A 26047-nucleotide genomic window follows, 5' to 3' on the forward strand; every position below is an offset into this window, starting at 1 on the left:
CCCGTCGGCTAGTCCCGCCGACCCTGGCGCGAACCGCGGTAGGCCGCCTCGCGCAGCGCCGACAGCGGCCGGACCGGCCGCAGCCCGGGCGCGGCGTGCAGCATCGGATCGAAGGCGATCGACTCGTCGGCACCCACCTCGTCGACGACGAGTCGCCCGACCTCGTGCCACCGGGGGTGCGATTCGAGGACGTCGAAGGCGAGCGGGCGGCTCTCGCTCACCGCGCTGAGGGCTGCGGGCGAGGCGTCCGCGGTCCAGTCGGTGACCGGCCGGAGCACGATCAGGGTGCTGCCGCCGTCGGCGGTGGCGTAGGGCAGCACCGTGCTGAAGGCGCGCGAGGTCCAGCGCCGGGCGGGGAGCACCAGCCAACGCGCCCACGTCGGTTGCGCGGTGGTGGTGAGAAGCAGGTCGATCGGTTGCGCGTCAGCACCTGCGTCGGTGGCGTCGGTGGTGGCGTTGGCGGCGTGCGCCGGCGCGACCCGAACGGCCAGACCGAGCAGGTCGGGGGACCGGTCCGGGAGCCCGATGCCCCGGGAGAGTCGGACGGTGACGGAGTGCTCGCCCCGGCCCAGCGCCCCGCCCAGCGCGGAGTCACCGCCGTCGATCAGCAGCCGGCCGTGGCCGACGCGTCCGACCGGGTGGAACGCTCGCGCGTCGCGCAGTCGCGCCAGTCGTCGGAATCCCGCGGTCACCGGTGGTAGCTGCATGAGGCTCGGTACCCTCGACCGCCACAGGCTGACGTCTCGACCTACTAGCCTGACGCCATGCCAGCCCCACGCCTCGGTGACGTCGTCGATCTGCTGCACGGGTGGTACCCGCCGGACACGGCGGCGGGGTGGGACGCGGTCGGGTTGGTCAACGGCGACCCGGAGGCGCCCTGCGAGAGGGTGCTGTTCGCGGTCGATCCGACGCTGCCGGTGGCACAGGAGGCGGCGCAGTGGGGGGCCCAGCTGCTGGTCACGCACCACCCACTGTTCCTCAAGCCCGTGCACGGGTTCGCGCCGACGACACCGAAGGGGCGCACGCTGTGGGCGCTCTCGCAGGCCGGCTGCGGGCTGCTGGCCGCGCACACCAACGCCGACCAGGCCGAAGCCGGGGTCAGTGAGGCGATGGCGCTCGCGCTCGGACTGCAGGACATCCGCCCCCTCGAGCCGGCCGCACCCGCCGCGGCCGAGCAGCTGGACAAGCTGACCACCTACGTACCCGCGGCGGACGCCGACCGCCTTCGCCGGGCCCTTGCCGACGCCGGCGCAGGTCGGCTCGGCGACTACGACAACGCCAGCTTCTCGACCCCGGGCGAGGGCCGGTTCCGCCCGCTGGACGGCGCAGCCCCGCACATCGGGGCCGTCGGCGAGCTCAGCGTGGTCGACGAGGTCAGGATCGAGGCCGTCCTGCCGCGCGTACGTCGCAGCGCGGTCATCGAGGCACTGCTGGTGGCACATCCCTACGAGGTCCCGGCGTACGACGTCGTCGAGCTGGCCCCGACCGTGCCCGCGCAGACCGGCTTCGGCAGGATCGGCACCTTGCCGACGCCGATGACGCTGGCCGACTTCGCCGCCCACGTCGCCGGCAGCGTGCCGCGGACGACGGCAGGAATCAGGGCCGGTGGACGAGCGGACCGAACGATCCGGACGGTCGCGCTGTGCGGGGGCGCCGGCGACTCGCTGCTGCCGGTGGTCCGTTCTTCGGGTGCCGACGTCTACGTCACCAGCGATCTCCGGCACCACCTGAGCAGCGAGTTCCTGGAGCAGGACGGGGCCGCACTGGTCGACGTACCGCACTGGGCGGCTGAGTGGACCTGGCTCCCGCTGGTGGCAGGGCGGCTGCGGGCCGCTCTGGGGGATAGGGTGGAGGCGCGCGTCTCGGAGATCGTCACCGACCCGTGGACAGTGCGCATCTGATCTCACATCTCAAGAGGAGCACTGGTGAAGGCCGACCCGTTCGCCCAGTTGAAGCTGCTGGACATCGCCGAGATCGACGCACGGATCCTGCAGCTGCGCCACCAGCTCAAGAACCTCCCGGAGACCCAGCAGATCCGCGACCTGCAGGTCGAGCGGAAGAAGATCGACGACGTCGCCATCGACGTACGCACGCGACGTGACGACCTCGCGCTGGCGCAGACCAAGGCCGAGAAGGACGTCGAGTCGGTCCGGGTGCGGCGTGCCAAGGAGCAGCAGCGCATCGACGCGGGCCAGGTCACCAACCCCAAGGATCTCGAGCGTCTCCAGGCCGAGCTGGCCAACATCGACCGCCGGATCGGCGTCCTGGAGGACGAGGAGCTCGAGGTGATGGAGCAGCTCGAGTCCGCCACCACCGAGGCCGTCGGCTTCGACTCCCAGGTCGCCGAGATCGAGGCGAAGGTCGCCGAGCTCACCGCGGCTCGTGCCGAGCGCGGTGCCGAGATCGAGCGCAAGCTGGCCGACGTCATCGCCGAGCGCGAGCCAGCGATCGAGGGACTGCCCGCCGACCTGCTGGCCCTCTACGACAGGCTGCGCGAGCAGCACGGTGTCGGCGCCGCCGAGCTGCGTGCCCGTCAGTGCGGCGGCTGCCGGCTCAGCGTCGAGCCCGCCGAGCTGTCCCGGATCCGCACCGCTCAGAGCAACGAGGTCATCCGGCACGAGGAGTGCGGCGTGATCATGATCCGCACGGCCGAGTCCGGTCTGTGACAGGTGTTGTGACCTCTCGGGTCCTGATCGAGGCGGACGGCGGCTCGCGGGGCAACCCCGGGCCTGCGGCGTACGGCGCCGTCCTCAAGGATGCTGCCACCGGTGAAGTGCTGGCCGAGGACGGCACCCCGATCGGGATCGCGACCAACAACGTCGCCGAGTACTCCGGCCTCATCGCCGGCCTGCGACTCGCCGCCGAGTTCGCGCCCGACGCCGAGGTCGAGGTCCGGATGGACTCGAAGCTGGTCGTGGAGCAGATGAGCGGCCGCTGGCAGGTCAAGCACCCCGCGATGAAGCCGCTCGCCGCCGAGGCGAAGGCGCTGGCGCCGGCGGGCACCGTCTACACCTGGGTGCGGCGCGAGCTGAACAAGCACGCCGACCGGCTCGCCAACGAGGCCCTGGACGGCCTGCGACACGGCGTGAGCGTCGCGGAGCGCGAGGACACCAGCCTGGTCGCCGAGGTCGAGTCGGTCCGTGCCGAGGTGCCGGCCCGCGGCTGGTCCCGCCCGGGCGCCGCCACCACCCTGATCCTGCTGCGTCACGGTGTCACGCCGCACACCCTGGAGAAGCGTTTCTCCGGCGGCCTGGCCTCGGCCAACCCGCCGCTGTCGGACGACGGCCGGGCCCAGGTCCGCGCGTCGGCCGAGTGGCTGATGCCGCTCAAGGAGCGGATCAGCGCCATCATCGCCTCACCCGTACGGCGAACCCGTGAGTCGGCGCAGATCGCTGCCGACGTACTCGGCAAGCAGGTGAGCGAGGAGCCAGGCTTCGCCGAGATGGAGTTCGGCGAGTGGGACGGGCTGACCTTCGCCGAAGTGGGGGAGCGGTATCCCGGCGAGCTGGAGCGCTGGCTGCGGTCGTTGGAGGAGGCACCGCGCGGCGGTGAGTCGTTCCGGGCCGTGGAGAAGCGGGTCCTGGACGGGCTGGACCGGTTGCTGGAGCGCCACCACGGCGAGACGGTGCTGGTGGTCAGTCACGTGACCCCGATCAAGACGTTGGTCGCACGAGCGCTCGAGGCCGAGCTGGACGCGGTCTACCGGATGGAGCTGGCGCCGGCGTCGATCAGCGTGATCACGTTCTACGACGACGGCAACGACGGGTCGACGCGCGGCTCGCTGCGGCTGTTCAACGCGCTGCCGCCGTCGCGGGATCCGATCGCGACCGTCTCGACCTGGTAGCGGGTCTCCTCAGAGCTCGCCGACCACCACGTCGAGCTGCACGCCCGTCTTCCCGGGTGCTGACGTCTCGACGGTCCAGCCCAGGTCGCGCAGCGCGTCGGCGAGCGCCGCAGGAGTGCGAGGAGCGGCACCCGACTCCATCAGGGCGCGCACGATCCGGCCCTTGGTGGCCTTGTTGAAGTGGCTCACCACCTTCCGCGCACCGCCGACCTCGTGCAGCACCCGCACCGTCGCGGTCCGCGCGGCCACCTCGTCGGGCCGCCAGAACGCCGCGTAGGTGCCGCTGCGCAGGTCGACCAGCAGGCCGTTGCCCAGTGCCTCGAGCACGCCGTCACCGAGGTGGCGACGCCAGTGCGCCTGCACCCCGCCGAGACCGGGCAGGGTGGTGTCGCCGGAGAGCCGGTACGCGGGGATCCGGTCGCCCATGCCGACCAGCCCGAAGACGGACGAGGTCACCATCACCCGGGACGCGGCCCGGCGCTTCGCGGCGGTGGAGAGCGTCGAGGCATCGAGGGCGTCGTACAGGACGCCCGTGTAGATCGTGTCGGCCCGCGCCGTGGCCGCCTCGTGCAGGGAGGCGTTGAGCGCGACCAGTTCCGGCTGGGTCTTGGGTACGCCGAGGACATCCATGGCGACCGCCGGATCCCCCGAGCACAGTGTCACCAGCGCCTCGATCACCGTCGAGCGCGCCGACGTCAGCGACGGCAGTGAGAGGGAGGACAGATCGAGCGGGGCACCGCGACGCGGAGCCGATTTTCCCTCGGACGGCGGCAACAGGATCAGCACGAGCGGCTATCTTTCCAAGGTGCCCAGCAATCAAGTGATCCGGGTCGCCCAGGCCGACGACGGAGTCGCCGCGCAGACACTGCGTGACGGCATCCACCAGCTCCAGCAGGAGCTCGACGTGACAGCGGGGTTCCCGCCGGAGGTCGAAGCAGCAGCAGCGGCGGCTGCGCGGAGTCCACGGCTGCCCAACCTCGATCGGACCGATCTGCCGTTCATCACCATCGACCCGCCGACGTCGATGGACCTGGACCAGGCGATGCACCTGGCGCGCCACGGCGACGGCTACACGGTGCATTACGCGATCGCCGACGTGGCCGCCTTCGTCAGTCCGGGCGGACCCATCGACGTCGAGGCGCACAAGCGCGGCGAGTCGCTCTACGGCGCCGACTCGTTGATCCCGCTGCATCCGAAGGTCATCTCCGAGGACGCCGCCAGCCTGCTGCCCGGCGAGGTCCGGCCGGCATTGCTGTGGACGATCGAGCTCGACGCCGACGGCGAGGGCATCTCGGCGCACGTCGAGCGAGCGCGGGTGCGCTCCACGGCCAAGCTCGACTACGCCGGCGTGCAGCAGCAACTCGACGACGGCACCGCGTCGGAGATGCTGCAGCTGCTGCGTGAGATCGGCCAGCTGCGTCAGCACATCGAGGCCAAGCGCGGCGGCGTCAACCTCACGCTGCCGGACCAGGAGATCGAGGTGACCGGCGACCAGTGGCGACTGGCGTTCCGCAGCCAGCTGCCGGTCGAGGAGTGGAACGCCCAGATCTCGCTGCTGACCGGGTTCGGTGCTGCCTCCCTGATGGTCTACGCGCGCGTCGGCGTGCTGCGCACGCTGCCGCCGCCGGACCCGCACGACGTGCAGCGGCTGCACCGCACGGCCACGGCGCTCGGGATCGACTGGCCGGCCGAGATGCTCTACGGGGACTTCATCCGCACGCTGGACCCGACCAACTCCAAGCACGCGGCCATGACGGTGGCGTGCACCCGGCTGCTGCGCGGCAGTGGCTACGCCACCTTCGACGGCGAGCTGCCGGAGCTGAGCGAGCACGCCGCGCTGGCCTCGGAGTATGCGCACGTGACCGCGCCGCTGCGCCGCCTCGTCGATCGCTACGCCGGTGAGATCTGCGTGGCGCTGTGCGCCGATCAGCCGGTGCCGGACTGGGTGCACCACGCGTTGCCGAACCTGCCTGACGAGATGCGGAGCTCGGGCCGCCGTGCCGCGACGTACGAGCGTGGTGTCACCGACCTGGTGGAGGCGGGCGTGCTGGCGCCGCACGTCGGCAAGACCTTCGAGGGTGTCATCGTCGAGGTCGACGAGAAGGCCGGGACGCGGGGCAGCGTCACGCTGCGCGAGCCGGCCGTCGAGGCCGGCGTGAGTGGCGAGGAGCCGCTGCCGCTGGGCACCGACGTCACCGTCACCCTCGTCACCGCCGACGTGGCGACGCGGAAGGTGGCTTTCAGGCTGGCGTAGCTGCGCCGGCGCGCCGCCGGCGCAGGATCACCACCTGCAGCCCGATGATGACCACGATCGCCGCACCGATCGCGCCGTAGGTGAGGTAGGTGCCGGTGTGGCTGCCGGGCACGTAGGTCAGCGTGCCGGTGATGCTCGCCGCGGTGGCGCCGTAGTGGATCGGGATCGTCCAGTCCTTGATCAGGTGCTGGTGCTTCGGGTCCTTCTCGACGTTCGGCGGGTTGATCGTGCCCATCCAGTGGATGCGGTGGTCGTGCCACTGGGCGTGGTTGGTCGAGTTGAGCTTCACCCACACCGGTGCCGCGCTCGCGTTGGCGTCCTTGGGCACCTCGATGACGTTCAGCTTGTTGAGGGCGACCGCCGGCGAGAGCTTGTTCTCCCACACGCCGTCAGCGGTCACCTTGAGGTACTGGTCGTGCTGGTAGCCCTCGATGATCAGCGGCGTCGAGCTGGTGTTGGTGACGGTGATCTGCTCGCCGTTGCCGGGTGCGCGGACGATCACGCCGGCGATCGCCGGCGTGATGCCGGTCACCTTGGTGACGTAGGTGGAGAAGCCGTCGGCGTACGCCGGGACGGGCAGCAACAGCATCAGCACGCTCAGCAGCGCGGCGCAGCGGCGCACAGCAGGGTTCCTCTCGACAGGGGTGTTCCGGGGTACAGGTCGGCGTGGAGGCCCCGTCGGTTCCCGCAGGTCTCGAAGGGCTGGCTACAGTCGCTCCCCGTGACCGCTGCGACCGACCCTCGTGCGGACGCGTGGACGCTGCTCGCCTGCGCCGCTCGGGACGCCGCACCTGAGGACCGACCCCGGGCCACCGAGGCCTTCGCCGCCGCGACCTGGCAGGACGTGTGGCGGCTCTGCGCCCACCTCGGCGATCGGGACCGTGCCGACGACCTGACCCAGGAGACCTACCTCCGGGTGCTGCGCTCGCTGGGCTCCTACCGGGGCGAGTCGCCGGTGCGGCCGTGGCTGTTCAGCATCGTGCGCCGGGTCGTGGCGGACGACATCGCCGCGCGCCAGCGGCGCCGCCGCGAGCCGGTCGGCGCGATCCGCGACGTACCCGACCACCAGGGGAGCGTGGTGCTGGAGTCACTGCTGGAGTCCCTCGATCCCGACCGGCGGCTCGCGTTCGTGCTCACCCAGGTGCTCGGCTACTCCTATGTCGACGCCGCCGAGGCGTGCGAGTGTCCGGTCGGCACCATCCGCTCGCGGGTCGCGAGGGCCCGCGAGGATCTGGTCGCCATGATGGACGGCGCCCGCGACCGCAGGCTCGCCTGACCCTCTGGTCCGGAGATGGGCAAAGGGGCACGGGCGTGCCCCTTTGCCCATGTCGTCGGCTACGGCTCCCGAACGGCGGGAACCAGAACGGCGCCGGCGCCGACCTGTCCAGCGTGAGGTGTTCTGATGCCCGGGAGGCCCTCTCGGCCCGGTACGACGGCGAAGCCGTCCCGGTCGAGGAGGCAGCGCTGCGCGCCCATGTCGTGGGGTGTGCCGAGTGTGCGGCGTTCGAGGGTTCGCTCGCGCCCGCCGACCAGCTCGTCCGCCGCGAGGTCGCCGAGCCAGCGCCCGACCTCGGACGGCGGATCGTGACCACGGCTGCCGCGCAGGCGAGCCGGCGGCGTACGGCTGTTCGGACGGCGTTGCGTCTCGGCGTTGCGCTGCTGGGTGTCTTCGAGCTGGTCACCGCGGCCGTGGAGATGCTCGACAGCCACGACCACGAGTCGCACGAGTCCTCCTCCTTCACGGTCGCGCTGTGCGTGGCGATGATCTACGCGGCGCTGCGCCCGCGCCTGGCCCGTGGCTACGTCCCGGTGCTCGCCAGCGCGTCGGTGCTGCTGCTGCTCACCTCCGTCGAGGACGTCGACCACGGCGCCATCGGATTCACCCACGAGCTGCCGCACCTGGGGATCCTGCTCGGCACCTTCCTGCTGTGGCTGCTCGCCATCGAGGACTCGGGCGGACCACAGCTGCACCGGTCCGGCGCGCGCCGGACGACCCGGACGGCGCGGCCAGCGCCACCGCCACGGTTGCGCGCTGTCGGTCGGACCGCGGGCAGGACCGTGGGCAGGACCGTCGGTCGCGGCCTCGCCGCTGTCGGGCTGAGCCTGTTCATGGCACTCTCGCTGGTGCTGCTCGCCGGGCCGGCCTCGGCCCACGCGGTGCTGGAGTCCAGCGACCCGCGCCCGGACGCGGTCCTGGCGGCTCCGCCCGGCAGCGTGACCCTCAGCTTCGACGAGCCGGTCAGCCTGCTGCCCGGCTCGCTTCGCGTCTACGACCCGGAGGGTCAGCGGATCGACCGCGGCGATGTCGGCCACCCCGACGGTCACGGCGAGCGGGTCAGCGTGCAGCTGCGCACGGCCGACGCCCAGGGCAGCTACCTGGTCTCCTGGCGGGTCGTCTCCGCGGACTCCCACCCTGTCTCCGGCGCCTTCACCTTCGCGGTCGGCAAGGCCGGCGCCGCGCCGCCCACACCCCATGACACCAGCTCGACCGGCATCTCCGTCGGTCTGGCGATCGCCCGATGGCTCGGGTACGCCGGCTCGGCGCTGCTGGTCGGCATCTCGCTGGTCGTCGCGTGGTGCTGGGCCGAGGGCTGGCGACAGCGCCGGGTGCGTCGCCTCGTCCTCGCCGGGGGCACCCTGCTCGCCGTCGGTGCGGTGGCGGACCTCCTCCTCAAGGGCCCGTACGACGCGGCCCTGGGCCTCGGCAGCGTCACCGATGGCGCGCTGCTGCGCGAGGTGCTGGGGTCGACCTACGGTCATGCAACGGTGGCTCGGCTGGTCCTCGTCGCGCTCGCGCTCGTCCTGCTCAGGCTGCGGCCGCCGAGCCGGCTGATCGCCTCGGTGCTCGCGGTGGCCTTCGGGCTGAGCTTCGCCTTCGCCGGCCATGCTGCCGCGGGCAGCGGACGCACCCTGGCCGCGATCAACGACACCGTGCACGTCGTCTCCGCCAGTGCCTGGCTGGGCGGGCTGGTGCTGGTCCTGGTCGCGATCGACTCGGTCGCGGTGGTGCAGCGGTTCTCCCGGCTTGCCGTGGGCGCCGTGCTGCTGCTCGTCGCCACCGGCCTGTGGCAGGCCGCCCGGCAGGTCGGCTCGTGGGCGGCGCTGCGGCACACCACCTACGGCCACGAGCTGCTGGTCAAGCTCCTAGTGATCGCGCTGGTGCTCGGCATCGCGGCCGGGTCACGCGCACTGGTCTGGCGCGCCGAGGCCGGCCAGCCGGCCAGGATCCGCTCGCTCGTGCTTGCCGAGACCGTCGGGCTGGGCATCGTGCTCGGCATCACCTCGGCCCTGGTCGCCACCGAGCCGGCCAAGACCGCCTACCACCCGAGTGCCTCGGGCCAGCTGACCCTGGTCGGCGACACGGTGCAGGTCTCGGCGGTCCCCGTCGGCGACCGGCAGATGGATCTGCACGTCTACGTCTTCGACAAGGCCGGCCAGCCGTCGGATCCCAAGGAGATCACGGCGGCGGTCTCGCTGCCGAGCAAGCTGCTCGGGCCGCTCCCGGTCACGCTGGCCGTGGCCGGGCCGGGACACCGACAGGGCACCGTCGCCGTACCGGTGGCGGGGCAGTGGCGCCTGGCCGTGACCGTGCGGACCACCGCGATCGACGAGGCGACCGGCTACGTCACCCTGCCCATCCGCTGACTCGGGCCGGGAGATCAGCCGTTGTCGCGCAGCCGCGCCAGCATCCGGTTGTAGGCAGCCAGTGCTTCCTCGCCGTCGGGGTCATTGATCCCCTCGACGTCCTCGCCGGTGTGCTCGGCCAGCGCGGAGCGTCGAGCGCCTTCCAGCCAGGAGCCGGTCATCTTGTCGCGGCGATCGACCGAGGTGATCACGCTGATCATCAGGCCGATGCCGATCGCCATCATCAAACCGTCGCCGGCCGCCCACATCAGGCCGCCCGCGGCGTGTACGTCGGACAGCGGCTGCGGTGCCCATGCTGGGTGCATCCGCATCATCTCGGGGAACGGCACGGTGTTGGTCTGCAGCAGCACGATGCCGACGATCGTGTCCGGGATCATCGCGGCGACCAGCAGCCCGATCCGCAGCAGGTACGGCGGGTTGGGCTTGGTCGGCTCCTCGCCCAGCAACGGCTGCAGGAACAGGTAGCCCGCCACGATGTAGAGCACCTGCTCACCGGCCATCAGCCAGGTGTGCTGGGCCATCGTGTCCATGAAGTTGGTCAGGTGGGTGCCGATGATCGTGGCGGTGTAGATGAGCACACCGGTGGCTGGGTGGCTCAGCACCGTGACCGGCCACGAGTGCAGGATGCCCTGGACTCGCTCGCGCGCAGGGCCGTGGAACGCCTCCAGCAGCACCGTCAGCGGATGGCCGAGCACGAGCAGCGCCGGGATCACCATGATCAGCAGCAGGTGCAGCACCATGTGCATCCAGAAGACCGACATCGCATAGGTCCCGATCGCCGAGGCGACGAAGACCCACATCAGCACCACGCCGCTGATCCAGCTCGCCACCCGCCAGGGTCGCACCGTCGACTCAGCGCCGGCCGAGCGCCTGGCGAGCAGGTAGGCGCCGATCATCAGCACGGCCGCCTCGAGCCAGCCGGCCTGGAGCCGCCACGTGCCGAAGAACGTCGACCAGGTCAACGGCGAGAGATCCGTACCCATGCCGGGCATCCCGGACAATTCACACCTCCTGCAGCGGCCGGGGTTCCGGCCGCGCCAAGCCTACGACCGCTTGCGGCGGACCACGGAAAGGGCGAGGCTGCCGGCCGCCAGCACCACGGCGAGGATCGAGAGCACCAGCGGTGCCTTCGAGTCGCCGTCGTCGTCGGTGGTCGCGGACATGGGAGTGGCATCGGCCGTTGCGCCCGACCCCGACGTGGCGTCGGCACTCGGAGCGGCGGTCGCGGCCGTGATCGAGAGCACCGGGGCCGGGTGCTCCGGCTCGTCCTGACCTGCGACGGAGGGCTCGATCCACCGCACCACGGAGCCGTCGGTGTAGTACTGCAGCGCCTTGAAGACCACCGTGCCGGAGTTGGGCAGCGGACCGACCGAGACATCGAACTCGTCGAACTCGCCCGGCTTGATCTGGCTCGCCGCCGATGTCGCGGTCCAGACGATCTTCTGCACCGCCTCGGTGACCTGGCCGTCGTCGCTGGTGATCGGCGTGCTCAGCTTGTGGTCCTTGACGGTGAAGCTCCAGCCCGGGTGCGGCTTGACGCTGGCCGAGGCGAACGGGTGGTCCTCGGGGAAGTAGACGACGACCTTCTTGGTCGAGGCGGTGTCCGACTCGGTGGGCACCCGAAAGGTGAGCTTGGAGTAGGAGCCACCCGTCGCCATGTTCGGGTTCACCGTCACGTGGGCGCTGGCGGCGCCTGCGAGGGCGAACGTGGCCGTCAGCGCAGCGGCAGCGACGGCAGGTACGGCGAAGGTGCGGTTCATCATGTCCCCGATCGGGAGTGAGCGAGCATTCGTCCGAACAGTCAGGTGCGATGACGTTCTGGTTCCCGGCGGTTCGGTGCGACCCGCGTCACGTCGGGTCCGGAGGCTCAGCCGGCCGACGGCCCGGTGGCGACCGGCCGGTCCTGGTTGCTCCACTGTGACCACGAACCGGGGTAGAGCGCGGCCTCGAAGCCGGCGATGGCCAGCGCCGCCACCTCGTGGGCGGCGGTGACGCCGGAGCCGCAGTAGGCCGCCACCCGGGTCTGGTCGGTGACCCCCAGCGCGGTGAAGCGAGCCAGCAGGTCGGCCGGTGACCGGAACCTGCCGTCGTCGGCGAGGTTGCCACCGGTCGGGGCGTTCAGAGCTCCGGGGACGTGACCGGCCTTGGGGTCGATCGGCTCGGTCTCCCCGCGGTAGCGCTCGGCGGCTCGGGCATCGATCAGCACGCCGCCCTGCGAGGCCCACGTCGCCGCGGTGTCGGCATCGATGGTCGGCACGCTGCCCGGCGTGACGGTGAAGGACCCGGGCGCCGGCACCACCTCGCCGTTGTCCAACGGGCGGCCCTCGGCGACCCAGGCGGGGAGCGCCCCGTCGAGCAGTCGTACGTCGGACAGCCCGGCCCAGCGCAGCAGCCACCAGGCGCGTGCCGCGGCGAGGTTCCCCTCGCCGTCGTGGACGACCACGGCGGAGTCGGCCTCGACGCCCCAGCGCCGTGCAGCCGCTTGGAAGTCCGTCGGCGTCGGGAGCGGGTGCCGGCCCTCGGTCGCCGGGCCGTGGCCGGCGAGCTCGGTGTCGAGGTCCACGAAGACGGCGCCCGGGATGTGCCCGGACAGGTAGTCCGCGTGCCCGTCGTACCGGGCGCCGCCGGCGACCGTGAGCCGCCAGCGCACGTCGAGGACGACCGGCGGGGTCGAGGAGTCGAGGGCGGCGGCGAGCTCGGTCGCGGTGATCAGGACGGCCACGCCACCGAGCCTAGGCGGTGCGGTCGTCGGCCGGGCATCACGTCTGGGGCGCGGTCTCGGGGGAGCCGCTGTCCTGACCGCTGTAGGTGAAGAACGAGATCCTGCCGTCGGCCTCGAGCACCGCGTACTCGATCTCGCGTGTCGTCCGGATGCCCTGCTCGCGGGCCGCGACCAGGACGTCGGCGAGGGCGAGCGTCTCGTCGCGCATGGTCTCCTCGAGGGGGTGGCCGTCCTGCCAGACCAGCACCGGCCGCCCCGAGGTCACCGGCCGGATCCGAGGGAAGCGCCACTGCGCCCACCCGATCGCGACGGTGAGCAGCGCGAAGGTGCTGATCGCCAGGACGCCGCCCGTCACCGAGTAGTCCTGCTGGGTGACGGCCTGCTGGACCAGGTCGCCCATGGTGACGTAGACGAGCAGCTGGAAGGTGCTCAGCTCACCCAGGGTGGCACGTCCGAGGGCCCGGGTGACGAGCCAGAGGAAGCAGTAGATGACAAGCGCGCGCAGCACGATCTCCATCAGGGCACCAGCCTCGTCGTGAAGTCGACGCTCGCCGCAGGCGAGCCGTGGTCGAGGACGCGCGCCGTACCGCTGCGTCCGACCTGGCTGGCGGGCTGGACGTAGATGTCGAACGCGACGACCAGGGTGTCACCCTGGGGCTTGTCGAAGGTCATCTGCCACCACTGCCCGTCCCGGGTCTCCTTCGACGGCTCCGGCGAGACGCCCTGGGACTCGAAGATGTCGAAGTAGCTCGCGGTCGCCTCCACCACCACCGGTCCGTCGAAGCCGCCCCGGCGGGTGATGGTCAGCTGCCAGGGCACGTCGAGTCCGCTGCGGGCGATGTGCGGGTAGGTCAGCTCGAGGTGATAGCCACCGCCGCTCGCCGATGTCGTGCGCTTCTGCATCCCGAGGAAGCCGCACAGCCCGGCGATGACGATGAGCAGCAGGACAAGGACGAAGCCGCGGCGGCCCCAGGCCGCGAGCCTGGCGCGCGCCTCGCTGGCGATGCCGTCGAGGGTCGAGTTCGGTACTTCCACGGCACGGCAGGTACCCCCTCGGGCATTTTGCACGTACGTCGCTGTGGGTACTTGCAAGGGGAGGCACACCGCCGACCCACCCGAGAGGCAGGACAAGCAGTGACCGAGCGACCCACCAACGAGGCAAACGGCACCGAGAAGCTCGAGGCGATCCAGGCGGTCGTCGACCGGGTGACGTCCTGGCAGGACGGTGCCACCGAGGGCACCGTCGCCGACGAGCTACGCAAGGGCTTCGGCGAGGTGGGCGTCGACGTGCCGGGTGAGGACGTGGCCAGGCTCGCCGATGCGATCGAGTCGCGGCACGGCGCAGTCTCTGCGGCAGACGTGCTCTCGGCATGAGCGGACCCGACGCGGCGCACCGCCGCCCCGAAGGACTCGACGACGCCACCGTCGACGCGCTCGGCAAGCTCTCCGAGGCGCTGGAGGCGGTGGAGGTGGCGCGCGGGCACCTCTACGCCTTCCACCGCCTGTCCGGGACCGCCGACCTCACCCTCGGCGAGGCGGTGGACATGCTGCGTGCCGCCGGCCGGACGGAGCTGGCCGAGAGAATCGCGACCGAGCTGGTCGGCCGCAACGTCGTCCCGGGCCGCTGGAGCTTCCAGATCGTCGAGGAGTACGACGACGGCTATTACGCGACCTTCAAAGACCTCGAGCGGGCGGCCCGCGATCAGCTCGCCGAGGGTCGCCGCCACCTGTACGAGGCGCAGATGAAGGAGGACCGGCGTACCCACGGCCGGGGCGGGCACGAAGCCACACCGGACGAGCTGTAGCCCAAGCGGCCCTCGCGGCCGCAGACGTCATCGTCGAGATCACGAGGAGCAAGACATGTCAGGAAAGCTCACCCTGCTGGCCGGGATCGGCATCGGGTACGTCATCGGCGCCCGCGCCGGCCGCGAACGCTACGACCAGATGGTGGAGAAGGCGCAGTCGCTGTGGCGCGACCCCCGGACGCAGCGGAAGGTGAACCAGGCCCGCGACGTCGCCGAGGCCAAGGTCGGCCAGGCGGCACACGGTCTGCAGGACACCGTGCAGGACACCGTCCAGCGCGCCACCGGGAAGGGCTGAGGTCCTCCCCGCGCGCAGCGTTTCACAGCTCTGCGCCACCGCGCGGTCATGGCCCTGCGGCAGGATGGCGGCGTGGACGACGTGAAGCGCTGGCCCCGCCCTGCCGATGATGCGGAGCGCGTCGCCGCGCTGCGGGCACTTGGCGTCCTCGACAGCCCCGAGGACGAGGACCTCGAAGCGGTGATCCGCGTCGCCACCTACGTCTGCGGCGTGCCCTCTGCGGCGGTCAACCTGATCGACGAGGACCGCCAGTGGCAGGCTGCGGCGTACGGGGTGAAGCGCGGGGAGGCGTCTCGCGACGACTCGATGTGCGGCTGGAGCATCCTCCAGCCCGGGGTCACCTACACGCCGGACGCCTCGCACGATGCCGTCTTCTCCGAGAACCCGTTCGTCACCGGGCAGCTGGCCTCGGTCAGGCTCTATGCCTCGGCGCCGGTCGTGATCGCCTCGGGGTACGTCGTCGGCTCGCTGTGCGCCTTCGCCGAGGAGCCCGGCCAGCTCTCGAAGACCCAGATGGATCGCCTGGCCGACCTGGCCGCCACGACCGCGCGGATCCTGGAGCTGCGCCAGACCATCGGCACCGTCGCGCAGGCGGCGGTGACGGACCCGCTGACGTCGCTGCGCAATCGAGCGGCGTTCGCCGAGGCGCTGCGGCGCGCGCTGGGCCTCTACGGTCAGGGCGTGGGTCGCCCCGGTGTGCTCTACCTCGACCTCAACGGCTTCAAGCCGGTCAACGACACCTACGGCCACCACGCCGGTGATGCGGTCCTGCGTGCCGTCGCGGGGCGGCTTTTGGGCAGCGTCCGCGAGACCGAGCTGGTGGCCCGGTTGGGCGGCGACGAGTTCGCTGTGCTGGTGCAGGAGCCCACCGCCGCGCACATCCACGATCGACTCAGCGCCATCGCCGCGCGGATCACCGAGCGGCTCGCGCCGCCGATCGTGCTGGACGACGGCGTCGCGGTCTCGGTCGGCGCCGCGATCGGGCTGGCGCTCGCCGAGCCTTCCGACACGCCGGATGGGCTCTTGGACCGAGCCGACGCGGCGATGTATGCCGTCAAGGTGCCCGGCCACCGTGTGGCGCAGGGAGGAAGGCGATGAGCCTGGTCGCGCGCGGCCGCACCGCGACCGACATCGCCGCCGAGGTGCGTGCGGGCCGTGGCACCGCCCGCGCCGCGGTGGCGGCGGCGCTGACCAGGATCGCCGAGGTCGAGCCGAGGCTCAACGCCTTCACGCTGGTGCTCGCCGAGGAGGCCCTGGCCGCCGCCGAGGCGATCGATGCCCTGCCGCTGGAGCAGCGCGGGCCGCTCGCCGGCGTACCGGTCGCCGTCAAGGCCGAGCTGGACGTGGCAGGCTTCGTCACGACCTTCGGCGGCCGCGGCAACAGCACACCGGTCCAGTCGGATGCCGAGCTCGTGCGGCGGCTGCGCGCCGCCGGCGCGGTGATCGTGGGCATCACGGCGATGCCCGAGTTCGGCCAGTTCCCGTTCACCGAGTCGGTCGCGTACGGCGCGACCCGCAACCCGTGGGACCCCGACCGCAGCACCGGCGGCAGCAGCGGCGGCTCGGCGGCAGCGGTCGCGTCCGGCTGCGTGCCTGTCGCGATCGGCGGCGACGGCGGTGGCTCGATCCGGATCCCCTCCGCTTGCTGCGGCCTGATCGGGCTCAAGCCCGCCCGCGGCCGGGTGAGTCAGGCCCCGCACGCCGCGCTGTGGGGCACGCTCGGCACCGGCGGACCCTTGACCCGCACGGTGGCAGACAGTGCGCTGGTCTACGACGTGATCAGCGGCGTCACCGCCGTGGACCGCTGGTCGGCGCCGCCGCCGGCGCGGCCCTACGCCACGGCCGCGGCAGACATCGGTCCTCGCCGCATCGCATGGCTCACCAGACCGGCGCTCGGCCCGGTCCGGGTGGACCCCCAGGTGGTGGCAGCTGTCGAGCGCACGGCCGCACGGCTCGCCGCGGCGGGTCACGAGGTTGTCCCGGTCGACGGCCGCTGGCCGGACGTGCAGGCGGCGTTCGTGCCGCAGTTCTTCGCCGCGATCCGCGAGTGCGTCGGCTTGGTCGAGCACCCCGACCGGCTCGAGCTGCGCACCCGGCACACCGCTCGGCTCGGCGCCTGGGCCGGCGGTCCGATCCTGCGCAAGGCGGTCGAGCTTGGCGAGGCGGCACGTCGTTCGTTCCAGGACCGCTTCGGCGAGTACGACGCGGTCCTCAGCCCGACCCTGGCATGTCTGCCACCCGCCCTCGGGCAGCTGGACGGCGCCGGCAGCATCCGCGCGCTGCTGCGCTCCCTGCCGATGATCGCCTTCACCACGCTCGCGAACACCACCGGACTGCCGGCGATGTCGGTGCCCGCGGGCGAGTCCGCCGACGGACTGCCGATCGGCGTACAGCTCTCGGGGGTCGGCGACGACGAGGGTCCGCTGCTCGGGATCGCTGCCTCGCTGGGGCTGTGAGGCACCGGCAACCGGCTTGCCGCCTGGGCAGCGCCGCCACCTGAACGCTCTGTTTCGGCAGCGTCACGGGCACGTATCCACCATGTGACACTTGACACATCATTAGTAAGTACGCTGAACTAACAAACGTGAGCACCGATACCTCCCGCCGACGCGCCCTGCGCCCCAGCGGCAAGCTCCTCCAGGAGGACGCCCGTCGGCACCACCGCGCGCTGATCCTCCAGGAGCTCTTCGCCGAGGGCCCGCGCAGCCGTGCCGACCTGGCACGAAGCTCGGGACTGACGCGCGTGACGGTCTCGGACCTGGTCGCCGAACTGATCGACGGTGGGCTGGTCGCCGAGCTCGGTGCGCCGGTCGAGAGCCGCATCGGCAAGCCGCCGATCCTGGTCGGCCTGCGCGGCGACGCGCTGCAGATCGTGGTCCTCGACCTCAGCGTCGACGACCAGGTCACCGGCGCCGTGCTCACCCTCAGCGGCGAGGTCTGCAGCCGCGACCAGCAGTCGCTGGGAGGCGCCAAGGGCGACGCGGCCCTCGCGCTGGTGCACACCCTCGCCCGTCGCCTGCTCGACCGGGCCGAGCGCCGGGTGCTCGGCATCGGCGTCGGCAGCCCCGGCATCGTCGACCCCTCGGGCACCGTCGTCGACGCGCCCAACCTGGGCTGGCACCACGTGCCGCTCGCCGAGGGGCTGCACGAGGCCTTCGGCCTCCCGGTCTACGTCGCCAACGACGCCAACACGGCCGTGCTCGGCGAGCACACCTACGGCCATGCCGGTGAGGGCGGCCTCATGCTGCTGCGGGTCGGGACCGGTGTCGGTGCAGGCCTGGTGCTCGACGGTGCCCTGCTGCACGGTCACCGCAACGCGGCCGGCGAGATCGGCCACGTCGTGGTCGACCCCGACGGCGCACCGTGCGCGTGCGGCCGCACGGGCTGCCTGGAGACGGTCGTCGCCGTACCACACCTGCGACCACGCCTGGCGGAGGCCGCGGACCCGGACGCGGTGCGCACGGCCGTGGGAGAGCAGCTCGGCCGGGTCCTGGCGCCCGTCGTCGGCGCGCTCAACCTCCACGAGCTGGTCCTCTCCGGCCCGAGCGAGCTGCTCGACGGCGCGCTGCTGGCCGCCACCGACCGGGTCATCCGTGAGTACACCATGCCGGTCTCCGGCGAGGGCCTCGTCGTCCGCACCAGCACGCTCGGCGACGACGTCGTCCTGCTCGGCGCTGCGGTCCTCGTCCTCGCCGGTGAGCTGGGGGTGTCCTGATGGGACGCCGCCACCACGAGTTCCCCGGGGCGACCGCCCCGGGCCCCACGCGGGCACCCCGCGAAAACACCCAAGGAGACACGTTGCGTAAGACACGCACCCTCGTGGCCGGTGCCCTCGGCATCGCGACCGCAGTTGCCCTCACCGCCTGTGGCAGTGGGAGCTCCTCCGACGCCTCCGACAGCGGCAAGTCGAATGACTTGTCCGCCGTCAAGGGCGCCGGCAAGACGATCACCGTGTGGAACATGCAGGGTGACCTGAGCGACGACACCATGAAGGCGATCAACGACGAGTTCACCAAGGAGACCGGCGCCCAGGTGAAGGTGCAGACCCAGCAGTGGGCCGACATCGCCACCAAGGTGACCACCGCGCTGGCGACCGATGGCACGCCGGACGTGGTCGAACTCGGCAACACCGACGTCCCGCTCTTCGCCAACAGCGGCGGCCTCGCGGACCTCACCGACGCGAAGAGCCAGCTGCAGCAGGGCGGCACCTGGCTCGACGGCCTCGCCGGCCCGGCCACCGTGGACGGCAAGCTGTACGGCGTCCCGGCCTTCGCCGCGACCCGCACCGTCATCTACAACAAGTCGATGTGGGACCAGGCGGGCATCACCGCCGCGCCGACGACGTACGACGAGCTCACCGCCGACCTCGACAAGGTCAAGGCGAAGTTCGGCAGCCAGAAGGACTTCTCGCCGTTCTACCTGCCGGGGCGCTACTGGTACGACGGCCTGCAGTGGGTCTGGGACGCGGGCGGCGACATCGCCACCAAGGACGGCGACACCTGGAAGGGCGGCCTGGAGAGCAGCGAGGCGCAGCAGGGCCTCAACGACTTCAAGACCTTCCAGAACGCCTACTCCACCAAGGCCTCGGCCACGATCAACACTACCGGCACCGGTCAGCCCGACCAGGACAAGGACATCTTCGCCGCGGGCAAGACCTCCGCGGTCGTCGGCAACGCCTGGGAGATCGGCGTGATCGAGCAGGACAACCCCAAGATCACCGACGCCGACCTCGGCACCTTCCCGTTCCCGGGCAAGTCCGGCAAGGCCCAGCCGGTGATGCTGGCGGGCTCCGACTGGGGCGTCGCCGCCAAGAGCAAGAACCAGGACCTGGCCGAGGTCTGGGTGAAGATCGCCGCCAGCGAGGCGATGCAGACCGGCCCGATCGCCAAGCAGGGCTGGATCCCGGTCACCACCGAGGAGATCGGCACCGTCAAGGGCACGGCCGACGCCCTTCACCAGGCCTACTTCGACGCCGCCATGAACTCGAAGTCCACCCCTGCGGCCGCCAACTGGGCCACCATCGAGGGTGACGGTGCCGTCGAGCAGTTCTTCGCCGACGTCGCGTCGGGCGCCAAGAGCCCGGCCGATGCCGCCAAGGGCTTCGACGATCACCTCAACCAGGTGCTCAACAACAACGGCTGATCAGAACGGATCGACTCTCTCGCTATGAGCTCACCCACCGCGACCACCGTCGCGGTCGGAGAGCCCGTGGCCGCCGCGGCACCACCGCGGCGGCCACGGCGGCAGCGGGGCGGCCGGGGCGTCAAGCGCTCGGGCCTGGCCCCTCTGCTCCTGCTCTCGCCGGCCGGACTGGTCATCATCGCCCTCACCATCGTCCCCATCGGCTACCTGATCTGGATGTCGTTCACCGACGCCGGTCAGCGGATGCTGTTCACCGGCGAGTACGACGTCGTCGGGCTGCAGCAGTACCGCGACATCCTCACCGACCCCAGCTTCTGGAAGTCCTTCGCCCGCACCGTCGGCTTCACGGCGGCCATGGTGGGTGGCAGCGTCCTGCTCGGCATGGGCGTGGCTCAGCTGATCGGCAAGGTCGGCCGCGTGATGCGGCTGGCCCTCACGTTCGTGCTCATCTGTGCCTGGGCGATGCCCAACGTCGCCTCGTCGATGGTCTGGGGCTGGCTCTTCCAGCCGGGCTACGGCGTCGGCAACTGGCTGCTCACCCAGACCCATCTCTTCGGCGACGTCACCGACACCAACTGGGCCGACCGGCCCGGGCTCGCGTTCGTCTGCATCTGGATGCTGATCGTGTGGCAGGCGGTGCCGTTCGTGGCGCTGACGCTGCACGCCGCGCAGAGCCAGGTGGACCCGGCCTACTACGAGGCCGCCCGCATGGACGGCGCCAGTGAGTGGCGGGTCTACTGGACGATCACCGTGCACTTCCTGCGCCCGACGCTGCTGCTCGTCACCATCTTGTCGATCATCTGGGACTTCAACGTGTTCAACCAGATCTGGCTCATCTCCAAGGGCGGCCCGGACGGCGCCACCTCGACGCTGGGGGTCTACGCCTACCGCAACGCCTTCGTGAGCTTCCACTTCGGCGTCGGCTCGGCTATCGCCGTCGTGACGACGCTGCTGCTGCTGGGGCTGACCGCGTTCTACGTGCGCAGCCTGGTCCGGACGGGGGAGGAGCTGTGAGCCGGACCCGCGCCGCCCGCGCGCCCCACGCCAACCGCGTCAACCGCGCCCCTCGTCCGACCAGCGGCCGGATCGTCGCCAACACCTTGGCGGTGCTGTTCTGCCTGGTGTGGATCTTCCCGGTCTACTGGATGGTGAACACGGCGTTCAAGCCGCCGTACGACGTCACCACGCCGACCCCGCAGTTCCTGCCGCGGCACTTCACCCTGACGAATTTCAAGGCCGCGATCACCCAGTCGCACTTCCTGGGCGACCTGCGCAACAGCCTGATCGTCGTCTCCGGCACCCTCGTGGTGGCGATCGCGCTTGGCATCTTCGCCGCGGCGGCGCTCTCCCGTTTCCGCTTCCGCGGGCGGCGCGCCATCCTGGTCGTGATCCTTGCGGTCCAGATGCTGCCCAGCGCCGCGCTGCTGATCCCGATGTTCCTGGTCTTCAACAAGATGGGTCTGCTCGACCACTACCTGGGCCTGGTGCTCGCCTACGTGGCCGCCGTACTGCCGTTCTCGATCTGGGTGATGCGCGGCTTCTTCCTGGCGCTGCCCTACGAGCTCGAGGAGGCCGCCATGGTCGACGGCGCCTCGACCGCCAACATCCTGTTCCGCATCCTCTTCCCCCTGGTCGCCCCGGGCGTGATCGCGACGAGCATCTTCGCGTTCGTCTACGCCTGGAACGACTACCTCATCGCCTACACGTTCATGAAGGACCAATCGATGTACACCCTCCCGGTCTGGCTGGCGTCCTTCTCGACGCCTGCCACGGGCACCAACTACGGCGGGCAGATGGCGGCATCGGTGCTGTTCTCGCTGCCGGTCGTGATCTTCTTCCTCGCGATCCAGCGCAACCTGGTGGCGGGTCTGTCCTCGGGGGCGGTGAAGGGATGAGTACGACGACCCCCGCGTCGCCGGCCTCGCCGACGGCGCTGGAGCGGCTCGCCCTCGGCGTGCTGATGGCCTCCTTCGAGGGCCCCACGCTGCCCGACGACTACGCCACGCTGCTGGCCGAGGGCCTGGGCGGGATCTGCTTGTTCGGCTCCAACATCGGCGCCGCCCCGATCGCCGAGGTGCGCACCCTGACCGACGCGATCCGTGCCGCCGGTCCGCAGGTGGTGATCAGCACCGACGAGGAGGGCGGTGACGTCACCCGGCTGCACGCGCTGACCGGGTCCCCGGTGCTCGGTGCCGCTGCACTCGGCGCCGCCGGATCGCTGGACCTGACGCGTGCCACCGGCGCCGCTGTGGCCGGCGACCTGGTCGCGGCGGGCATCGACCTCGACCTGGGCCCGATCGCGGACGTGAACTCCAACCCCGACAACCCGGTGATCGGCACCCGCTCCTTCGCCGCCGAGCCGCATCGCGCCGCCGAGCACGTGGTGGCATGGGTCGAGGGCCTGCAGGACGGTGGTATCGGCGCCTGCGTGAAGCACTTCCCGGGTCACGGTGACACCGGCGAGGACAGCCATCTCGCGCTGCCGGTTCTGGACGCCCCGCTGGAGGTGATCGGCGCTCGTGAGCTGGTGCCGTTCGAGGCCGCGGTCAAGGCGGGCACCGCTGCGGTGATGACCTCGCACATCGTCGTGCCCTCGCTCGACCCGACCCTGCCGGGCACGCTGTCGGCGCCGGTGCTGGCGCTGCTACGCGAGCGCCTGTGCTTCGACGGCGTGATCGTCTCGGACGCGCTCGACATGGCCGGTGCGTCAGCGACCCGCGGGATCCCTGCCGCCGCCGTACTGTCGCTGGCGGCCGGAGCGGACTTCCTCTGCATCGGCCCGGACAAGCCGGCCGCGCTGATCCACGAGATCCGCGATGCCATCGTGGCGGCCGTCGAGGACGGCCAGCTGGCGCAGGCGGACCTGGAGCAGGCCGTACGCCGGATCGGCGCGCTGCCGCGGGCCGCGGCGGCCGGTGCCGATGCCTCTCGTGCTCCATCTCGGGATGAGGCCGCGCAGGTCGACGGCGCCCGGGCCGCGCTGATCGTCGAGGGCGAGCTGCCCGACCTGGCCGGCGCACGGGTGATCAGCATCAGCACGCCGGCGAACATCGCTGTCGGCGAGGTGCCATGGGGTCTGGAGCCCGATGCGATCCTCCGACCGACCGACGCCGTCCCGGCCGGACCGCTGGTGGTGCAGGTGCGGGACGCGCACCGCCGACCGGACGTGCTCGCGTTCCTGTCGACGATCGACGCCCCGGCGGTGCTGGTCGAGTGGGGCTGGCCCGGCCCGTACGACGGGACGCTGCCGCGGATCTGCCCGCGTGGCTACTCGCTCCCCGGTGCTCAGGCCGTCGCGGCGCTGCTGCGCGAGGCGGGGTGGCGCCGGTGAGCGCCACTGAGCTGATCTCGGTGGGTCTGGACATCGGCGCGACCAAGGTGCACGGCGTGGCCGTCGACGCCGACGGCGCGATCCTGGCCGAGCACCGTGAGCCGACCCAGCTCGGGCCGGACGGCGTGGTGCGCAGTGCTGCGGCCGTCGTCGCGGCACTGGCCTCGGCCGGCGTGCCCGGCCCGGTGGGCGTCGGCGTACCTGGGCTGGTGGATCCGGACCGAGGCACGGTCAAGTACGCCGTCAACCTCGGTTTGAACGGTGACTGGGTGCCGCTGGGCGAGATGCTCGCCGACCGGCTCGGGACCTCGGTGATGGTGGAGAACGACGTCAACGCCGCCACCCTCGGCGCCCACCTGATCGCGGGCGCTGACGACGTCGCCTACGTGTCCCTCGGGACCGGGCTGGCGGCCGGCATGGTGCTCGGCGGGGTGCTGCGCCGGGGCTTCCACGGTGCCGCCGGCGAGATCGGGCACCTGCCCGTCGACCCGAACGGAGCCCAGTGCTCCTGCGGCCAGCGCGGCTGCCTGGAGCTGGTCGCCTCCGGGTCGGCGCTGGCCGCCGCCTGGCCGTCGGCCGACCAGCCGCCGGCGCAGGCGCTGTTCGCGGCAGCCGCGGGCGGGGACGAGTGCGCGATCCAGGTGCGCGACAGGTTCGCCGCCGGTGTGGCCGACGCTGTCCGGGTCATCGCACTGGCCGTCGACCCGCGGGCGATCGTGATCGGCGGCGGGGTGGCGGCACTCGGCGAGCCGCTGCGGTTGGCGGTCTCGGCCGCGCTGGCCCGACAGGCGGAGAGCTCGCCGTTCCTGGCCTCCCTCGACCTGCCCGGCAGGGTGCAGGTGGTGCCCACCGGTGTGCCGATCGCGGCGCTCGGTGCTGCGCTGCTGGGGCGGAAGTCGTGATGGGCTCTGGTGGGGTAGTCCGGGGCGTAAATCAGGGGTTACTGGCTGGTAGGCCTGATCTGCGCCCCGGACTACCCCGGCAGGGGTCGCTTCGGATCACGGGCGCCCGCGACGCGGCCGGCGAGCCGGTCGAGCTGGTCATCGCCGACGGTGTCATCGTCGACGGTGTCGTCGCCGAAGGCCCCGGTCCGGCGGGCCGCGACGAGCCGGAGACGCTCGACGCGACCGGCCTGACGGTGCTGCCGGGGCTCATCGATGCCCAGGTCAACGGCGCCGTCGGGCACGACCTGACGGCCGACCCCACTCGACTGTGGGACGTCGCCGCAGGCCTTGCTCGGTACGGCGTGACGGCCTTCGTGCCGACGATCATCACCTCCGCGCCCCCGGCCCGCGAGCAAGCCCTGGCCGTGCTGGCGGCCGGACCGCCCAGCGGGTGGTGCGGCGCCGTACCGCTCGGGCTGCACTTCGAGGGCCCGATGATCGCCGAGCCGCGCAAGGGCGCGCACCCGCCCCAGTGGCTGGCGGCGCCGTCGCTCGACCTGGTCGAGTGCTGGTCGCGGGAGGCCGGGGTTCTGATGGTGACCATCGCGCCGGAGCTCCCGGGTGCGCTGCGGGTGATCGAGGCGCTCGTCGCGCGTGGTGTGGTGGTGAGCGTCGGGCACACCGAGGCGACCACGGCGCAGGTGACGGCGGCCGTCGTCGCCGGCGCGCGCGTAGTGACCCACCTGGGCAACGCGATGCCGCCGCTGCTCGCCCGCGAGGCCGGCCCGGTCGGACACGCTCTGGGCGGAGACGCGCTGACCGCGGGCGTGATCGCGGACGGGCACCACCTCGACCCGTTCATGATCCGTACGGCGTGGCGCGCGCTGCAGCCCAGCGGTCGCTTCCTGACGGTGACCGACACGACGGCCGCGCTGGGCATGCCGGACGGCGCCGCCGTGCTGGGCGAGCAGGACGTGGTGGTGGCGGACGGCACGGTGCGGCTCGGCGACGGGACGCTGGCGGGTTCGGCCGCAAGCCTGCCGCAGTGCCTGCGGGTGATCCGTGCGGCTACCGACGCGTCGCTGGCACAGGTGGTGGCGACGTGCACCGCCGTACCCGCGGCGCTGCTCGGCTGGCCCGACCGCGGCCACCTCGCGCCGGGCGCCCGCGGAGACGTGACTCTGGTCGACGACGATCTCGAGGTGGTGGCGACCGTCGTCGCCGGGCGCCTCGTCCACCTCAGGGAGCAGTGAATGGAGCTCGTACCGCTGACCTCGGCCGACGAGGTCGCCCGTGTCGGTGCCGACATCGTCGAGGAGCTGGTCCGGCGCCGACCGGACGCTGTCCTCGGCCTGGCGACGGGATCGACGCCGCTAGCGACCTACCAGGAGCTCATCGCTCGCCACCAGCGCGGTGAGGGCCCGGCGTGGGGCGGGGTGACGACGTTCAACCTGGACGAGTACGTCGGCCTGCCTGCGGGTCATGAGCAGAGCTATCTGGCCACCATCCGCCGCGAGCTGACCGACCCGCTCGGGATCGACCCGGCGCGGGTGCACGGACCCGACCCGGCCGAGGCGGGTCTGCCGACCGCGGGGGAGCGCTACGAGGCGGCGATCGCCGCGACGGGCGGTGTCGCCCTGCAGGTCCTCGGCATCGGGACCAACGGCCACCTGGCGTTCAACGAGCAGGGCTCCTCGCTCGGCTCGCCGACCCGGATCAAGACGCTGACCGAGCAGACCCGGCGCGACAACGCGCGCTTCTTCGGCTCACCCGACGAGGTGCCGATGCACGTCCTCACCCAGGGCATCGGCACGATCCTGCGAGCTCGGCACCTGGTCCTGATCGCCACCGGCGCGGGCAAGGCCGCCGCTGTCGCCGCCGCCGTCGAGGGGCCTGTCTCGGCCTCCTGCCCGGCCTCGGTGCTGCAGCTGCACCCGCACGCGACCGTTCTCGTCGATGCGGCTGCCGCGGCTCGGCTGGAGAGGCTGGACTACTACGCGGAGGTGTACGCCGCCAAGCCGGTGTGGCAGCGGCACTGAACGAGGTGAAGGGGTAGTCCGGGGCGGAAATCAGGCGTTACTGGTGGGTAGGCCTGATTTCCGCCCCGGACTACCCCTTCGCTGCC

At 71.8% G+C, this 26047-nt stretch carries 27 protein-coding genes; 19 read left to right on the top strand and 8 right to left on the bottom strand.

From position 1 onward, the window contains the following. Positions 1-8 precede the first annotated feature (8 nt). The gene (locus H036_RS0112175; protein ID WP_157417324.1) at positions 9-692 is read right to left on the bottom strand and encodes a hypothetical protein; all 684 of its coding nucleotides are present in this window, start codon (positions 690-692) and stop codon (positions 9-11) included. A gap of 72 nt (positions 693-764) precedes the next feature. Here H036_RS0112175 and H036_RS0112180 point away from each other — a divergent pair, with 72 nt between their 5' ends. The 3 genes from H036_RS0112180 to H036_RS0112190 are packed head-to-tail and all read left to right on the top strand — an operon-like array spanning position 765 to position 3844. Beyond that, positions 765-1901 carry a Nif3-like dinuclear metal center hexameric protein gene (locus tag H036_RS0112180; protein WP_017935065.1) on the top strand — a complete coding sequence of 379 codons (1137 nt, stop codon included), beginning with the start codon at positions 765-767 and terminating at the stop codon, positions 1899-1901. 24 nt (positions 1902-1925) lie between these two features. Continuing rightward, positions 1926-2666 (top strand): zinc ribbon domain-containing protein, encoded by a 741-nt coding sequence (locus tag H036_RS0112185; RefSeq protein ID WP_017935066.1) that lies wholly within the window; start codon positions 1926-1928, stop codon positions 2664-2666. 8 nt (positions 2667-2674) lie between these two features. Beyond that, on the top strand, positions 2675-3844 hold the full coding sequence (locus H036_RS0112190; RefSeq protein WP_017935067.1) for a bifunctional RNase H/acid phosphatase: 1170 nt from the start codon (positions 2675-2677) through the stop codon (positions 3842-3844). Positions 3845-3853: 9 nt separating this feature from the next. On the opposite strand, the gene yaaA is transcribed toward H036_RS0112190, so the two are convergent. Further along, positions 3854-4630: a peroxide stress protein YaaA gene (gene yaaA / locus H036_RS0112195; protein ID WP_017935068.1), complete on the bottom strand. Its 777-nt coding sequence runs from the start codon at positions 4628-4630 to the stop codon at positions 3854-3856. Positions 4631-4649: 19 nt separating this feature from the next. Here yaaA and H036_RS0112200 point away from each other — a divergent pair, with 19 nt between their 5' ends. After that, entirely contained in the window at positions 4650-6098 is a 1449-nt protein-coding gene (locus tag H036_RS0112200) for an RNB domain-containing ribonuclease (RefSeq protein ID WP_026145993.1), read from the top strand. Here the strand turns inward: H036_RS0112200 and H036_RS0112205 are convergent. Then, complete coding sequence (locus H036_RS0112205) at positions 6085-6720, bottom strand: hypothetical protein (RefSeq protein WP_017935070.1); 636 nt, start codon at positions 6718-6720, stop codon at positions 6085-6087. The genes H036_RS0112200 and H036_RS0112205 overlap by 14 nt on opposite strands. Positions 6721-6819: 99 nt before the next feature. On the opposite strand from H036_RS0112205, the gene H036_RS0112210 reads away from it, so the two are divergent. Then, positions 6820-7374: a sigma-70 family RNA polymerase sigma factor gene (locus H036_RS0112210; protein WP_017935071.1), complete on the top strand. Its 555-nt coding sequence runs from the start codon at positions 6820-6822 to the stop codon at positions 7372-7374. Between the two features lie 113 nt (positions 7375-7487). Beyond that, positions 7488-9743, top strand: coding sequence for a copper resistance protein CopC (locus H036_RS0112220; RefSeq protein ID WP_198289967.1), 2256 nt, complete (start codon positions 7488-7490; stop codon positions 9741-9743). 14 nt (positions 9744-9757) lie between these two features. Here H036_RS0112220 and H036_RS0112225 read toward each other — a convergent pair whose 3' ends face one another. The 5 genes from H036_RS0112225 to H036_RS25715 form a co-directional block, all read right to left on the bottom strand. Beyond that, complete coding sequence (locus H036_RS0112225; RefSeq protein ID WP_232421854.1) at positions 9758-10726, bottom strand: cytochrome c oxidase assembly protein; 969 nt, start codon at positions 10724-10726, stop codon at positions 9758-9760. A 60-nt stretch (positions 10727-10786) separates the two neighbouring features. After that, on the bottom strand, positions 10787-11506 hold the full coding sequence (locus H036_RS0112230) for a YcnI family copper-binding membrane protein (protein WP_017935074.1): 720 nt from the start codon (positions 11504-11506) through the stop codon (positions 10787-10789). 104 nt (positions 11507-11610) lie between these two features. Beyond that, positions 11611-12465: a sulfurtransferase gene (locus H036_RS0112235; protein WP_017935075.1), complete on the bottom strand. Its 855-nt coding sequence runs from the start codon at positions 12463-12465 to the stop codon at positions 11611-11613. Between the two features lie 37 nt (positions 12466-12502). After that, positions 12503-12982, bottom strand: coding sequence for a DUF421 domain-containing protein (locus H036_RS0112240; protein ID WP_017935076.1), 480 nt, complete (start codon positions 12980-12982; stop codon positions 12503-12505). Next, the gene (locus tag H036_RS25715) at positions 12982-13500 is read right to left on the bottom strand and encodes a hypothetical protein (protein ID WP_017935077.1); all 519 of its coding nucleotides are present in this window, start codon (positions 13498-13500) and stop codon (positions 12982-12984) included. The genes H036_RS0112240 and H036_RS25715 overlap by 1 nt, the downstream gene beginning before the upstream one ends. 99 nt (positions 13501-13599) lie before the next feature. On the opposite strand from H036_RS25715, the gene H036_RS0112250 reads away from it, so the two are divergent. From H036_RS0112250 to H036_RS0112310, 13 genes are all read left to right on the top strand, one after another. Continuing rightward, positions 13600-13839 carry a hypothetical protein gene (locus tag H036_RS0112250; protein WP_017935078.1) on the top strand — a complete coding sequence of 80 codons (240 nt, stop codon included), beginning with the start codon at positions 13600-13602 and terminating at the stop codon, positions 13837-13839. Next, complete coding sequence (locus tag H036_RS0112255) at positions 13836-14270, top strand: hypothetical protein (RefSeq protein ID WP_017935079.1); 435 nt, start codon at positions 13836-13838, stop codon at positions 14268-14270. Before H036_RS0112250 ends, H036_RS0112255 begins: the two co-directional genes overlap by 4 nt. A 55-nt stretch (positions 14271-14325) precedes the next feature. Next, a complete protein-coding gene (locus H036_RS22715; RefSeq protein ID WP_017935080.1) occupies positions 14326-14565 on the top strand; it encodes a hypothetical protein in 240 nt (79 codons plus the stop codon). A 72-nt stretch (positions 14566-14637) separates the two neighbouring features. Beyond that, entirely contained in the window at positions 14638-15663 is a 1026-nt protein-coding gene (locus H036_RS0112265) for a GGDEF domain-containing protein (RefSeq protein ID WP_017935081.1), read from the top strand. Continuing rightward, on the top strand, positions 15660-17021 hold the full coding sequence (locus H036_RS22720) for an amidase family protein (protein ID WP_017935082.1): 1362 nt from the start codon (positions 15660-15662) through the stop codon (positions 17019-17021). The genes H036_RS0112265 and H036_RS22720 overlap by 4 nt, the downstream gene beginning before the upstream one ends. Positions 17022-17149: 128 nt before the next feature. Then, entirely contained in the window at positions 17150-18280 is a 1131-nt protein-coding gene (locus tag H036_RS0112275) for an ROK family transcriptional regulator (RefSeq protein WP_017935083.1), read from the top strand. A gap of 83 nt (positions 18281-18363) precedes the next feature. Next, positions 18364-19707 (top strand): extracellular solute-binding protein, encoded by a 1344-nt coding sequence (locus H036_RS0112280; protein WP_036488285.1) that lies wholly within the window; start codon positions 18364-18366, stop codon positions 19705-19707. 24 nt (positions 19708-19731) lie between these two features. Further along, on the top strand, positions 19732-20721 hold the full coding sequence (locus H036_RS0112285) for a carbohydrate ABC transporter permease (protein ID WP_017935085.1): 990 nt from the start codon (positions 19732-19734) through the stop codon (positions 20719-20721). Next, a complete protein-coding gene (locus H036_RS0112290; RefSeq protein WP_017935086.1) occupies positions 20718-21602 on the top strand; it encodes a carbohydrate ABC transporter permease in 885 nt (294 codons plus the stop codon). The genes H036_RS0112285 and H036_RS0112290 overlap by 4 nt, the downstream gene beginning before the upstream one ends. Continuing rightward, positions 21599-23038 carry a glycoside hydrolase family 3 N-terminal domain-containing protein gene (locus H036_RS22725; protein WP_017935087.1) on the top strand — a complete coding sequence of 480 codons (1440 nt, stop codon included), beginning with the start codon at positions 21599-21601 and terminating at the stop codon, positions 23036-23038. The genes H036_RS0112290 and H036_RS22725 overlap by 4 nt, the downstream gene beginning before the upstream one ends. Then, the gene (locus H036_RS0112300; protein ID WP_232421855.1) at positions 23035-23940 is read left to right on the top strand and encodes an ROK family protein; all 906 of its coding nucleotides are present in this window, start codon (positions 23035-23037) and stop codon (positions 23938-23940) included. The genes H036_RS22725 and H036_RS0112300 overlap by 4 nt, the downstream gene beginning before the upstream one ends. After that, positions 23940-25175, top strand: coding sequence for an N-acetylglucosamine-6-phosphate deacetylase (gene nagA, locus H036_RS22735; RefSeq protein ID WP_081615539.1), 1236 nt, complete (start codon positions 23940-23942; stop codon positions 25173-25175). Before H036_RS0112300 ends, nagA begins: the two co-directional genes overlap by 1 nt. Next, positions 25176-25961: a glucosamine-6-phosphate deaminase gene (locus tag H036_RS0112310; protein ID WP_017935091.1), complete on the top strand. Its 786-nt coding sequence runs from the start codon at positions 25176-25178 to the stop codon at positions 25959-25961. The last annotated feature ends 86 nt before the right edge of the window (positions 25962-26047 follow it).

The organism is Nocardioides sp. Iso805N (genome assembly GCF_000364605.1).
Taxonomy (GTDB): domain Bacteria; phylum Actinomycetota; class Actinomycetes; order Propionibacteriales; family Nocardioidaceae; genus Nocardioides.